15 protein-coding genes are annotated in these 12,122 nt (G+C 46.5%); 6 read left to right on the top strand and 9 right to left on the bottom strand.

The window, feature by feature from the left end; translation table 11 throughout:
- Positions 1-217 precede the first annotated feature (217 nt).
- The 3 genes from B5D42_RS15295 to map form a co-directional block, all read right to left on the bottom strand.
- Positions 218-1,300, bottom strand: a complete 1,083-nt coding sequence (locus B5D42_RS15295) for an SGNH/GDSL hydrolase family protein (protein ID WP_078832405.1) — start codon at positions 1,298-1,300, stop codon at positions 218-220.
- A 109-nt stretch (positions 1,301-1,409) separates the two neighbouring features.
- Positions 1,410-1,865, bottom strand: coding sequence for a hypothetical protein (locus B5D42_RS15290; RefSeq protein ID WP_078832404.1), 456 nt, complete (start codon positions 1,863-1,865; stop codon positions 1,410-1,412).
- 930 nt (positions 1,866-2,795) lie between these two features.
- Positions 2,796-3,560: a type I methionyl aminopeptidase gene (gene map / locus B5D42_RS15285; RefSeq protein ID WP_078832403.1), complete on the bottom strand. Its 765-nt coding sequence runs from the start codon at positions 3,558-3,560 to the stop codon at positions 2,796-2,798.
- A 160-nt stretch (positions 3,561-3,720) separates the two neighbouring features.
- On the opposite strand from map, the gene B5D42_RS15280 reads away from it, so the two are divergent.
- From B5D42_RS15280 to B5D42_RS15270, 3 genes are all read left to right on the top strand, one after another.
- The gene (locus B5D42_RS15280) at positions 3,721-5,352 is read left to right on the top strand and encodes a TldD/PmbA family protein (protein WP_078832402.1); all 1,632 of its coding nucleotides are present in this window, start codon (positions 3,721-3,723) and stop codon (positions 5,350-5,352) included.
- Positions 5,353-5,360: 8 nt separating this feature from the next.
- Positions 5,361-6,701 carry a TldD/PmbA family protein gene (locus B5D42_RS15275; protein ID WP_078832401.1) on the top strand — a complete coding sequence of 447 codons (1,341 nt, stop codon included), beginning with the start codon at positions 5,361-5,363 and terminating at the stop codon, positions 6,699-6,701.
- Between the two features lie 71 nt (positions 6,702-6,772).
- Positions 6,773-7,273 carry a cupin domain-containing protein gene (locus tag B5D42_RS15270; protein ID WP_078832507.1) on the top strand — a complete coding sequence of 167 codons (501 nt, stop codon included), beginning with the start codon at positions 6,773-6,775 and terminating at the stop codon, positions 7,271-7,273.
- A 10-nt stretch (positions 7,274-7,283) separates the two neighbouring features.
- On the opposite strand, the gene B5D42_RS15265 is transcribed toward B5D42_RS15270, so the two are convergent.
- Both B5D42_RS15265 and B5D42_RS15260 read right to left on the bottom strand, forming a co-directional pair.
- Positions 7,284-7,646, bottom strand: a complete 363-nt coding sequence (locus tag B5D42_RS15265) for a hypothetical protein (RefSeq protein ID WP_078832400.1) — start codon at positions 7,644-7,646, stop codon at positions 7,284-7,286.
- Positions 7,646-8,209 (bottom strand): RNA polymerase sigma factor, encoded by a 564-nt coding sequence (locus B5D42_RS15260; RefSeq protein WP_176113036.1) that lies wholly within the window; start codon positions 8,207-8,209, stop codon positions 7,646-7,648. The genes B5D42_RS15265 and B5D42_RS15260 overlap by 1 nt, the downstream gene beginning before the upstream one ends.
- Positions 8,210-8,284: 75 nt before the next feature.
- Between B5D42_RS15260 and B5D42_RS15255 the strand changes: the two genes are divergently transcribed.
- A complete protein-coding gene (locus tag B5D42_RS15255; RefSeq protein ID WP_078832398.1) occupies positions 8,285-9,058 on the top strand; it encodes a C40 family peptidase in 774 nt (257 codons plus the stop codon).
- A gap of 61 nt (positions 9,059-9,119) precedes the next feature.
- On the opposite strand, the gene B5D42_RS17935 is transcribed toward B5D42_RS15255, so the two are convergent.
- From B5D42_RS17935 to B5D42_RS15245, 3 genes are all read right to left on the bottom strand, one after another.
- On the bottom strand, positions 9,120-9,269 hold the full coding sequence (locus B5D42_RS17935) for a hypothetical protein (RefSeq protein WP_176113035.1): 150 nt from the start codon (positions 9,267-9,269) through the stop codon (positions 9,120-9,122).
- 38 nt (positions 9,270-9,307) lie between these two features.
- Positions 9,308-9,853 (bottom strand): inorganic diphosphatase, encoded by a 546-nt coding sequence (locus tag B5D42_RS15250; protein ID WP_078832397.1) that lies wholly within the window; start codon positions 9,851-9,853, stop codon positions 9,308-9,310.
- 150 nt (positions 9,854-10,003) lie between these two features.
- Positions 10,004-10,411, bottom strand: coding sequence for a hypothetical protein (locus B5D42_RS15245; protein ID WP_139367192.1), 408 nt, complete (start codon positions 10,409-10,411; stop codon positions 10,004-10,006).
- 313 nt (positions 10,412-10,724) lie between these two features.
- Here B5D42_RS15245 and B5D42_RS15240 point away from each other — a divergent pair, with 313 nt between their 5' ends.
- Positions 10,725-10,919: a hypothetical protein gene (locus B5D42_RS15240; protein WP_078832395.1), complete on the top strand. Its 195-nt coding sequence runs from the start codon at positions 10,725-10,727 to the stop codon at positions 10,917-10,919.
- Between the two features lie 77 nt (positions 10,920-10,996).
- Here B5D42_RS15240 and B5D42_RS15235 read toward each other — a convergent pair whose 3' ends face one another.
- Positions 10,997-11,437 carry an acyl-CoA thioesterase gene (locus tag B5D42_RS15235; RefSeq protein ID WP_078832394.1) on the bottom strand — a complete coding sequence of 147 codons (441 nt, stop codon included), beginning with the start codon at positions 11,435-11,437 and terminating at the stop codon, positions 10,997-10,999.
- Positions 11,438-11,888: 451 nt separating this feature from the next.
- Here B5D42_RS15235 and B5D42_RS18010 point away from each other — a divergent pair.
- Positions 11,889-12,122 (top strand): hypothetical protein (locus B5D42_RS18010; protein WP_217698843.1); only part of this gene is annotated, 234 nt, incomplete at its 3' end.

The raw sequence follows: 12,122 nt of genomic DNA, 5'->3' as shown, positions 1-12,122 counted from the left end.
CAGCACGATGATGCTATTTCTAAAGCGGTTCATAAATTTCAAACTTCACGCGATGTTGTCATCCTTGTTGCTCAGGCCGCTGGGCCTCTGCAAAGACTGGTGGGGTCTTCTGGTTAACGGTTAACCATACTGATCTTACCGTCTCCGAGGCTGAGATTCCTTCACCGAAGAGTATCACTTTGATAGCGCTGCATGGTTTTAAGCAGTTGCGTCATGATTACATCAACTTCCGCAGCAACTTCTCATACGCATCAGCATAAGCCTGCATGCCGAGATCATTCGGATGCGTAGCGTCTACAGTGCCGTCTGCGGGGAAAGCGATGGTTTTATGATCAAGATAATACAGGTTTTTGATACCGTTCTTCAGGAGTTGCTGGTAAGCTTTCTGTTGTGCAAGGTTCATCCGTTTCCAGGCTGTTGCTTTTGCAGTATCTGTCTGGTCATTCGTATAGCCGGCATGATCTGTCAGGATAATCGGAGCTGTATATTTATTGCGGATGTTTTGAACACCCTCCATTACTCTCCTGTAAATTTCCTCATCTGTAAGACTTCCCATATTGGGCAGGCAATCAAAAATGAAAACCCTTGCATCGATCTCCCGGATCAGATCCACTACCGCTTTTTCAAAAGGACCATTCCCCGAAAACGCCAGGTTCATAACAGGATAATTCAGCTTGCGCGATAATATATTCGTCCAGCCCATCGCCGGCCTGGATGCACAACCACCTTGTGCAATAGATGTACCGTATACTACAACAGGCTTCTCTTTTCGTACAGGAATAAATTCAAAATGACAACTGTCTGGTATACCGATCTGCATCCAGTCGACAGAGTTGTATAAGGGAAGGAATAACCGGTATTCAAATCCTTTCGGCTGTTTCGGGTCTCTTACAAGATTCTGGTATTTATATTGAACGGTGTCACCGAAACGATAACTGCCCCAGGCAAATTTCAATTTCCCATCAGGAGTAACCGCATACAGATCCACACCGGAAACACCGGTTGCCGGCATATGGTTCATGGCGAAACTGCCTTTTACTTTGTACCGTACAATTATTTCAGGTGCGTTGGTATAAAAATGAATGGCCAGGCCCGCGGTATGATGCGACAGATCCCATACTGCCTTGCGGACTGTTTTCTCCGCTCTTGCCGGAAAACGCTCAAATGTAGTACCAATTTCTCCGCTCCATCCCTGGTTTTGCAATACAGGAAAGCTATTGCCGGAAGGATTGTTCCACCGGGTTTGTGCCTGAAGGCTGCAAAGGAAAAATAAAGCAAGCGAAGAGAATAGCAATCGCATAGATGGTGATTGTTCGATGAGTGAAATGATGGTTATTGGAGTAGTACATAGTGTAGCAGTCCCCTTCGGGAGATATCTGCTACGGCGTTTACGGACAGATTGCGTTAGACTACCTGCAATCGATGCGTTTCAGCAAAGGCGAGTCCGTGAACGCAATATTCGAACGGTTCACAAACACGAATTTCCCTTTCTGCTCTTTCATTTCACCATGGCCTTCTGCAATACCATTTGTTTTCAGCAGGAACGCAACTTCTCTTACAGAAGTTTTGCCCTCCGACTGAAAGCTATAATCCATAATGATGGTGTCGCCTGTGAGCTTACCTTCCACAACGCCCATGTTGCGGTCTTTTTCAAAATAGTTGTACAGGAGATTGCCGTTGATATTGCTGTCGTTCATCATCAGGCGGAGAACCGTGGTGTCTTTTCCTGAAAATAAGGCAAAGCATCTTTCACCCTGCCACGACTTTTTCGGTGCCGGTGGAGGGGTAGCAGGCGTTTCCGGGTTGGGAGTGTTATTACAGGCTGCGATGGCAGCAATAGCGAAGATGCTGAACAACTTTTTCATAGTGTAAGTGTTGATCTCACTAAGATACGATTTTTAAAATCAGCCGTTCTTAATTCCATATCTGTTTGGAAGAATTTGTAGTATGGCCTCGGTTGATGTCTCCCGAAAACGACGCCGTTGTTGGTCAGCGACCAACAACGGCGCTATCGCAATAGATACCTCCATTTAGCCGATGCCTTACGCAGAAGACTCAGCGCAGCACGCACCTGCTATTTCTAAACCTGCTTACAGATTTCACCCTTTCAGACTGGTGCTGTCATCTGTGTCGCTCAGGCCGCTGGGCCTCGTCTTTGCGCCAGCGCTGCTTTGGCCTCTATCATACTGTGCTGCGCATCATTTTGATTGCCTGCGCTTCGCTGGGCACCGAAGCCAAAGAGGCGCCTCTGCAAAGACTGGTGGATTCTTCTGGTTAATGGTTAACCGTTTCGATCTTACCCGCCTCCGCTAACGTTTCTCGAAGGGGATTCAGCCTAACATACATCTGCTATTCGGTGAATGGTTAATCGCAACGATTTTGCGCTGGCTCAGCTGATGTCTCCCGAAGGGAACTCAGCGCAGCACGCACCTGCTATTTCTAAACCTGCTTACAGATTTCACCCTTTCAGACTGGTGTTGTCATCTGTGTCGCTCAGGCCGCTGGGCCTCGTCTTTGCGCCAGCGCTGCTTTGGCCTCTATCAAACTGTGCTGCGCATCATTTTGATTGCCTGCGCTTCGCTGGGCACCGAAGCCAAAGAGGCGCCTCAGCAAAGACTGGTAGTATCTTTTGGTTCATAGCTAACCGTGCCGATCTTACATGCCTCCGCTGACGTCTCCCGAAGGGGACTCAGCGCAGCACGCACTTGCTATTTCTAAAGCTGTTTATAGATTTCAGGCGGGAAAGATGTATCTCTGCTGGCAGATGGATTAAATTTTTCCAAGCACCGGTACTCTTAATTCCAGATGCCGTTAAGATGTGTTAAAATGATAGGTTCACCATCGGTTACAACGATCGTATGTTCATGCTGTGCAACAAAACCGCCTTTGTTGCCGGTGAGTGTCCAGCCGTCTTTTCCTTCTCTTGCCAGTGATGAACGGGTTGAAATAAATGTTTCTACTGCTACCACGCTGTTCTTTTTAAAAGATTCGCGGTTGTAGCGGTCGTAGCAGTTTAATATTTCATGCGGCGCTTCATGCAGGTTGCGTCCGGTTCCATGACCGGCGAGGTTGCGGATCACGGTAAAGCCGGCTTTTGCCGCTTCAGTTTCGATCAGTTTGCCGATGGAAGAGATGCTGGTATTATGCCTGATCTGGCCGATCGCTTTTTTCAGGATGTTTTTTGAAGCGCTTACAAGTGCGTGGTGCTGGTGCTGGTCTGTTCCCAGCACAAATGATCCGCCATTATCTGCCCAGAAACCATTCTTTTCAGCGGAAACATCAATATTGATCAGGTCACCTTCCTGTAAAATACGCGTTGAAGAAGGGATTCCGTGCGCGATCTCATGATTGACACTGATACAGGTATAACCCGGGAAGCCATACGAAACTGCAGGCGCGGAATTAGCGCCCATCGAACGCAACAGGTTACCGCCATATTCATCCAGTTCTTTCGTACTCATGCCCACGCGTGCATGGGTACGCATTTTTTCAAGCGTAATCCCCACTACATTACCAATTTCGCGCATGCCATTCCATTCATCCTGTGTTGCGATCGACATCTCTTTTTTTATACAAAGTTACGCTGCCATGCCGATTCGGGATTCTTTTTTTGAAAGGATGGAAATGGAATCAGTTATCAGCAGAAAGATAATTCAACTTCAAAAAAATTTCCTATTCTCTTTCAACTTCAATATATTACTACTCTAAAATTATAGTGGAGTGAAAAGAAAAGACTTTCTGCAATTATCAGCTATGGGACTCGGTGCCATAGCTTTGCCCGATTTCTCCCTGTTGGGTAATCCTATCGATCCGCTGCAGGCTTTACAGGAAGGTGTTGATGTGGCCGTGAAAAAAGAACTGGCCGATGTTGCACTTTCCGCCGCTAAAGCAAAAGGCGCTACCTATGCCGATGTGCGGATCGGGCGTTACCTCAACCAGGTGGTATCCACACGCGAAAACCGCGTTCAGGGTGTAGCTAATGCCGAATCCTATGGAGTAGGTATCCGCGTGATCGCCAACGGAAGCTGGGGATTTGCTTCTTCCAACAACATGACAAAAGAAGGCATTGCCCGCACTGCCGAAAAAGCGGTGGAAGTTGCCAAAGCCAATGCAAAGATCATTTCCGAGCCGGTTAAACTCGCCCCGCAAAAAGGATTGGGTGATGTAAGCTGGAAAACACCGATCATCACCAACGCATTCTCAGTTCCTGTAAAAGACAAGGTTGATCTCCTGCTTACCGCCAATGCCATTGCTATGAAAGGCGGGGCTAATTTTGTGAACTCATCTATTCTTGCCATTAACGAGCAGAAATTCTTTGCTTCCACCGACGGATCCTATATCGACCAGGATATTCATCGCCTGTTCCCCAATTTCACCGTTACCAAGATCGGCAACGGCAAATTTGAAACAAGGAAAGGACTCGGATCGCCGGTTGGTATGGGTTATGAATACCTTACACCAACCGCTGAAAGCAAAGTAGGAGGTATCGTTACACGTTACAAAGACCGGTACGATCTGCTGGAGGATATGAAAAATGCCACGGAGGAAGTAACCCAGAAACTCACGGCCAAATCGGTTGAGCCTGGTAAATATGATCTCGTACTCGATCCTTCGCACCTCTGGCTCACGATCCATGAATCTGTTGCGCACCCGACTGAGCTCGACAGGGTGCTTGGTTACGAAGCCAACTATGCCGGAACCAGCTTCCTCACTATGGAAAAGCTGAAAACAAAGAAATTCAAATTCGGTTCCGATATCGTGAATGTTGTTGCCGATAAATTACAACCCGGTTCGCTCGGTGCCGTTGGTTACGATGATGAAGGTGTGCCCTGTAAGAAATGGGATCTCATCAAAGACGGCGTGCTGGTGAACTTCCAGGCTATCAGGGACCAGGCGCATATTCTTGGCCTGAAAGAATCGCAGGGTTGCTGTTATGCGCAGACCTGGAACGATGTACAGTTCCAGCGGATGCCGAACGTGTCGCTGCAGCCCGGCAAGAAACAGCTGAGCGTGGATGATATGATCAAGGATGTTGAAAAAGGTATCTATATCATCGGCGACGGTTCTTTCTCCATCGACCAGCAGCGCTATAACTTCCAGTTTGGCGGCCAGACCTTTTACGAGATCCGTAACGGAAAGATCGCCGGGATGCTGAAAGATGTGGCTTACCAGGCCAATACCCAGGAATTCTGGAATTCCTGCACTGCCATTGCTGATGAACGCGATTACCGTCTCGGCGGTGCGTTCAACGATGGTAAAGGACAGCCGGGACAGTCGAATGCCGTATCACACGGTAGTTCTACCTCGCGGTTCAATGGTGTAAACGTTATTAATACAGCTAGAAAAATCTAATCATAATCATGGCCATATTAAGTAAAGCAGATGCCAGGGCACTTCTTACCAAAGTGCTTGCTTATTCAAAAGCAGATGAATGTGAAGTAAGCCTGGGCGGACAGGAATCAGGCAATATCCGTTATGCGCGCAACGCCGTTTCCACAGCGGGCGACAGCAGTACGCTGAGCCTTTCGGTGAGTTCCACTTTCGGAAAGAAAACCGGTAATGCATCGATCAACGAATTTGATGATGCTTCGCTGGAAAAAGTGGTAAGACGAGCGGAAGAACTGGCGCAGCTGGCGCCGGAGAATCCCGAACGTATGCCGCTGCTGGGGCCGGGTAATTTCGAATTCAAGGATTCTATCGGTTATGTACCTGCAACTGCAAACATGACTGCAGATACCAGGGCAGAAGCCGTAGCCAAAAGTATCAAAGTAGCGAAGGATGCAAAACTGGAAGCAGCGGGTTTTCTCGAGAATACGACCAGCTTCAGCGCTATCCTCAATTCAAAAGGATTGTTTTTGTATGATACCAATACCGATGTTACTTTCTCTGTAACCACCCGTAACCAGGAAGGTACAGGTTCGGGTTATGCAGCCCGCGGTTTTAACGATATCCGCAAGCTGGATACATTCGCCGCTACATCTATCGCGGCATCCAAAGCCAACGGATCCGTGAACGCAAGAGCGATCGAACCCGGTAAATACACAGTGATCCTGGAACCTGTTGCAGCAACCTATATGCTCGAGAACATGTTCCGCGGTTTCGATGCCCGCAGTGCAGACGAAGGCCGCAGCTTCATGAGTAAACCCGGTGGCGGAAACCGGCTCGGCGAACAGCTGATGGATGAAAAAGTAACCATCTATTCAGATCCTTATAATCCGGAACTTCCCGGCAACACCTGGAACCGTGAAGGCTTCCCGCTGGAACGCATGACCTGGATCGATAAAGGTGTGGTGAAAAACCTCAGCTATTCCCAGTTCTGGGCGCAGAAGAAAAATGTAAAACCCGTACCATTCGGCAGCAATATGATCATGGAAGGCGGTAACCAATCGCTCGAAGAGCTGATCAAAGGCACAGAAAAAGGCATCCTGGTATCCCGGTTATGGTATATCCGCATGGTAGATGCGCAGACACTGCTGCTGACCGGACTTACACGCGACGGAACTTTCTACATCGAGAACGGTCAGATCAAATTCCCGATCAAGAACATGCGCTTCAACGAAAGCCCGGTGATCATGCTGAATAATGTAGAAGCATTGGGCAAGCCCGAAAGAAGTATCAGCGTGGAATCTTACAGGAGTTATCTCGTGCCGCCGATGAAGATCAGGGACTTTACCTTCACTTCATTGTCAGACGCTGTATAAACTGCGTACTTCAATAAAAACGTTAAGTCACATGAACCTTCATGTGACTTTTTATTTACTATATGACCAATATGATCACAGCACAACAACTCGTAGAAACCTATTCATTGTTACCGCATCCGGAAGGCGGCTATTACCGCGAAACTTACCGTTCAGAAGGAACCATACCTGCCGAAGCTTTACCCGGATTCAACGGGAGCAGGCATTATGCAACAGCGATCTTTTTCCTGCTGGAGCAGGGGAATTTCTCTGCTTTTCACAGGATCAGGAGCGATGAGTGCTGGCATTTTTATGCAGGACAAACCATGTATGTTCATGTATTGCATCCTTCGGGCCAGCTGGAAACCGTGTTATTGGGAAATGATATGCAATCCGGAACCCGTTTCCAGTATACGGTTCCTGCAGGTTGCTGGTTTGCTTCGGAGACAGCGCCGGGAAGCAGTTTTGCATTTGTAGGTTGTACGGTATCGCCCGGGTTTGATTTTGCTGATTTTGAACTGGCACATGCTGCAGAACTTGCAGGCATTTACCCGGATCACGCTGACCTGATCAACAGGCTTTGCCTGCAATAGGAACTGGTGCTTATTGCTGATGATAATACATCCTGATCACAATATAACCCAGGATACAAAGGGTGATGATGGCCAGTAAAGTGATAATGGCCCACTGCTGGCTTTTCAGCCGGCCTTTCAGTTTCTTGCGCTGTACGGCGGTAGCGGTCTGTTTATGCAACTGGCGGTTTAACTGATCGGCATAATTCTTCAACTGGTTCTTGTCGCTGAAATGCTGAAGTCCTTCTACTGCATCATCCATAAATGCAGAACCGGCCATCTGGTTCTCTATGGCAAAGCGCTCTTCTTCTGAGGCTGTACCATTGAGGTATCGCATCAGGATCTCATTGTCGAGCGCTTCATCATGGTTCAATATGTCTTTCAGATCGGCCATTATGATTGTTTCAGTTTTTTTTCAACCAGTAACTTCAGGTTACGTTTGCCATTCTGGATATAACTTTTCACCTGCAGTTGCGTAAACCCGGTGATGGACACGATATCCTGATAGCTTTTTTTCTGAAGATAGAATAAAGTTACGCAGGTTTTCTGCTCCGGGTTCAGTTCTTCAATAGTATCTTCCAGTACAGAGAGTGCTTTTTCTTTATCTGCCATCTCCCGGTGATCGCTTTCCTCGGCAGGAAGGTCTTCCCGGCCATCGGCAGGGATGATCACATGTTTGTCGCGCAGTTTCATCAGGCAATGATTCCTTGCGATCATATACAACCAGCTTTTTATGTATTCCACTTCATACTTACCGAGCTCGGTAATAGCTTTCAGGAAGATCTGCTGAACAGCGTCTTTTGCTTCTTCTTCATTCTTGAGGTACTTCATACATACACCAAGCAGGAGATAGGTATAGCGTTGTAATAATATACCCAGCCACATGTTATTACGATCGCCGTAAAACCGCTCCAGTATTTCCTTATCAGTGATATGTTCGTACCTGTTGTGACTCACTTGACTAAAGGTAGTTTTTGTTTAGATGCTATAGTTGTAAAATTCCATAACTTGAACCCCTAAATAATAATACCAATGGTTTTCGTTGCTTCAATAGTACCTGTTTCTCCTGTTCGTGCGGAAGCTTCTCACCGCAGTGAAATCACCAGCCAGCTGCTTTTTGGCGAAGTAGCAGAACTGCTGGAAGAAACCAAAGATTTCAAGCGGATCCGTAACCTGTACGACGGATATGAAGGCTGGTGCCAGCGGACACAACTCGAAAAGATTACCGACCCTGCATTGCCAGGAAACAAACTGCTCTGCGCCGGCTGGAGCAACCAGGTTATGTTCAATGATACGGTCATGCAATTATCACTCGGCACACCGCTCACGCTCTTTAACAACGGAAAAGCTGTTATAGGACAATTCCATGCCGTTTATAACGGGGCAACCTGGGATCCTGAACAGGCTGTATTCAATCCTGAAAATATCCGTAAAGTGGCAATGCCATTCCTGAATACGGCTTATCTCTGGGGCGGACGTTCGGTATTCGGGATCGATTGCAGCGGTTTTGTGCAGCAGGTGTATCGTTTCTTCAACCTCAAATTACAGCGTGACGCCTATCAACAGGCAGAACAGGGAGAAGTGGTGGGCTTTTTGCAGGAAGCTATTTGCGGCGACCTTGCTTTTTTCGACAATGAAAACGGAAGGATCACACATGTAGGACTGATGCTGGACAACCAGACCATCATTCACGCATCGGGCAGGGTAAGGATCGACACTATTGATAATGCAGGCATCATCAGTTCCGATACCGGCGAAAGAACACATAATCTTCGTGTAATTAAGCGATATGCTTCACACGGATAAAGGCAATAAAAAACGGCGCTGTAAAGACGCCGTTTTTTATTATATCGTAAGGGATGATTGATTACATAATATCCATTCCTTTTGCAAAATAGGTAACAGTACCAGGCAGGGCCAGCCAGAAGAATTCACGGTAAACAACGATCAGTACGATCATCAGAGCGAACCAGAAAAAGAAAAGAGCCCAATATTTAGCTGTTGATTGTTTTTCCATTTTTGCAGATTTTTGGCAAATATAAGGTGTTTGAAATATTATTTAACAAATGTAGTCTTGTAAAACTCAATTGCTTCCTCTACAATGGACAAAGCTTTTGCCTTGTCGCCGAAATCTTCCACCACAACGGTCTTGTTTTCCAGTTTTTTGTATTCTTCGAAGAAATGGCGCAGTTCATCGAAAAAGTGCCTTGGCAGTTCTTCGATATTGTTATAGTGGTTCACCCCGGGATCGGTATTGGCTACGGCGATGATCTTGTCATCCGGATCTCCGCCATCGATCATCTGCATGACGCCGATCACTTTGGCTTCCATAATGGTGAGTGGCTGAACAGGAAGTGAAGTGATCACGAGGATATCCAGCGGATCTTTATCTCCGCCATAAGTCTGTGGAATAAAACCGTAATTGACAGGGTAGTGGAAAGAGGAGAAAATAACACGGTCTAATTTGAGCAGTCCGCTGTCTTTGTCGATTTCATATTTACACCTTGAGCCCTGCGGGATCTCGATCACTGCGTTTACGATTCTCGGCGCTTCTTCACCGTAAGGAACCCCGTGCCACGGGTGTTTTACTGTCTCTTGCATTGTTTGCTTTTTTGCCCGTTCTGTTCAAAGGGACTTTCGTTTAAAATCTGTTTCAGGATCCCGGCCGTACAACCGGTCTGCACCAGCTTGCATGGTGCAGTTTTGCAAAGTTAGTATTTGGAGCGGTTATCCGCAGCAGGATTAACTGCTTCAGAGGTTGGGATTGTAGGTAAACTTGAGGTCGACCAGCCAGTTCCCTTTATTTCCACGCACTTTTACCTTGTAAGGGGTTTTATCGAGCGAATTACTGTAATGGATAATGGTTGTACTGTCGTTCACTTCTTCTACCTGGTTAATATTGATCGACGCGGTACGCAATTCCTGGCGGCCGCTTCTGTCTTCATTGCGGTAAACGCCTTCAACCTGCCTGAGGTAACGATCATTTGTGCTGTCTGCTACCATATAAAATGCAGCTTTTGTAAAATCGCCTTTGAGACAGGCATCGATGAACTCGCGGCCCGCATCCAGTGCACTTTCGGCGGGTGTAAAACTTTGCTGCTTTCTGCCGCATGCAATACCAAGTAATAATACAGCCAGATAAATGATCGGTCGTTTCATATAGTTGATTCCGGTTGCAAAGTTAATGTAAGCAGGGCACAATGCCGGTAATGCCGTTCATCCTCCCTCAGTCATGGTTTTAAACCATTCTCCTGCCATTCATTTACCGTTTGACTATATATTAACAGTTTTTTTTACCTTTTATTTGCGTGTTAACTTGCAACGTAGTACTTTTGCACCCCGAAACCGAGAAAGAGCAAAAGATTTCCCCCCGCGATGCACAAAAAAGTGCCGCTTCTGATGTGTAAAAGCCTTCACAGGCGTGGTTTTCAGCTCGGAGAAAAATATTGTAAAGAGATAAAATAGTAATATTATGAAAAGTAATGTCATGCCTTCTATTGTCCAGATAGAAGCAGAAGAACTGAAAAAACTTGTTACAGAAGTAAAAGAAACTGTAGCAACAGATGTAATTGCAAATAACAACAATACCCCTGTGGTATTCGGCGCTGTTGACCTTTGGAAGATCCGCAGGTCTGTAAAGACAGCCCGCCTGCGTTGGGAGTTTTAAGTTTTTTTGAATAGATACAGTTACAGTTGATGAAAGCGTGATCCTGCATACAGGGTCACGCTTTTTTTATAGTTGTTCTATTTGCTGATCCATTCAAAATCTTCCGAACGCGGCAGTTTGCCGAATGCTTCCTTGAATGATTCCGGTGGCAGCGCCAGTTTGCGTACTGAAGTATCGATCCAGGCACCATCTATATTGATAATGGCACTTAAGGTTGCCCCGTTTTTCCAGATCTCGTGTACCATGCTCCAGCGCCCCATATCCGGTGTGCAGCGGCGCAATTTTACGTTAATGGTGATCTGGTCTCCGAAATGGATCTCCCGTTTGAAAATGCATTCCTCCCGGAAAAGGATGGGACCGATCTGCAGTTGCTGCATCAGGGCAGTGGTAAGCCCGCTTTCGGTCAGGAAACACATCCGCATGTAGGCGCCCCAGTCGTAGTAGACTGAATGCCTTACATGAAAATTAGGGTCGAGATCGCTCCAGCGTATTTCGGGTTGTTTACTGAATTCGCTCATATATGATCGTTTGCGACCAGCTGGCTGGTCATAGTTGTTTGAAGATGATTACATAGTTAATGCCTCAACGAAATTAGGGATCAAATCGACAATAATGGCTGTAACCGGTTACCAGGCTATCCGCAAGCGATTTTAAAAGCGTAATTCTGCCGTTGTTGGCCGCCTGACCAACAACAATTGAAATATTAACCGATGTACTTAGGTTGGCTTTCGTCAACAAACCTTTAAAAAATGCTTAATCTATATGCTACTTTAGAAATAGCAACAGCGTGCTGCGCTGAGTCCCCTTCGGGAGACATCAGCGGCGACTAGTTTAATTTACTTCTGCCGTTGTTGGTCGCCTGACCACAGGTGTTCGAAAGATAAATTATTGCTATTAGACAATAAATTGCGTAAAAGACGTTAAGGAAGAATGTTCCTTGATAAAGTTTTGTCGTTAATTCCTTCGGATATGCTGGTAGAGCTGGCTGCAGAGACGGAAGTTGATATCTTTTCGAAGAAGTTACAGGCCGAGGTTATTTTCAAATTGTTACTTCACTGTTTGATTAGTCATAAGGACAATAGCCTCAGAACGATGGAGTCGGCCTACGAAACATTATTGTTTGCTTCAATCAATCAAAATTTCCAAAAGAAAAGCATCCGCTATAATTCAATCAGTAAGCGGCTATCGGATATCAATCCCGCT

The organism is Sediminibacterium ginsengisoli (genome assembly GCF_900167075.1).
GTDB lineage: Bacteria > Bacteroidota > Bacteroidia > Chitinophagales > Chitinophagaceae > Sediminibacterium > Sediminibacterium ginsengisoli.
This window is presented reverse-complemented; position numbering and strand designations above follow the sequence as displayed.

Coding starts and splice junctions, on each gene's coding strand:
- B5D42_RS15245 (WP_139367192.1), bottom strand. CDS start 10,411: ATGAAACGACCGATCATTTATCTGGCTGTATTATTACTTGGTATTGCA.
- B5D42_RS15235 (WP_078832394.1), bottom strand. CDS start 11,437: ATGAGCGAATTCAGTAAACAACCCGAAATACGCTGGAGCGATCTCGAC.
- B5D42_RS15290 (WP_078832404.1), bottom strand. CDS start 1,865: ATGAAAAAGTTGTTCAGCATCTTCGCTATTGCTGCCATCGCAGCCTGT.
- B5D42_RS15265 (WP_078832400.1), bottom strand. CDS start 7,646: ATGGCCGATCTGAAAGACATATTGAACCATGATGAAGCGCTCGACAAT.
- B5D42_RS15240 (WP_078832395.1), top strand. CDS start 10,725: ATGAAAAGTAATGTCATGCCTTCTATTGTCCAGATAGAAGCAGAAGAA.
- B5D42_RS15295 (WP_078832405.1), bottom strand. CDS start 1,300: ATGCGATTGCTATTCTCTTCGCTTGCTTTATTTTTCCTTTGCAGCCTT.
- B5D42_RS15250 (WP_078832397.1), bottom strand. CDS start 9,853: ATGCAAGAGACAGTAAAACACCCGTGGCACGGGGTTCCTTACGGTGAA.
- B5D42_RS15275 (WP_078832401.1), top strand. CDS start 5,361: ATGGCCATATTAAGTAAAGCAGATGCCAGGGCACTTCTTACCAAAGTG.
- B5D42_RS17935 (WP_176113035.1), bottom strand. CDS start 9,269: ATGGAAAAACAATCAACAGCTAAATATTGGGCTCTTTTCTTTTTCTGG.
- B5D42_RS15270 (WP_078832507.1), top strand. CDS start 6,773: ATGATCACAGCACAACAACTCGTAGAAACCTATTCATTGTTACCGCAT.
- map (WP_078832403.1), bottom strand. CDS start 3,560: ATGTCGATCGCAACACAGGATGAATGGAATGGCATGCGCGAAATTGGT.
- B5D42_RS15255 (WP_078832398.1), top strand. CDS start 8,285: ATGGTTTTCGTTGCTTCAATAGTACCTGTTTCTCCTGTTCGTGCGGAA.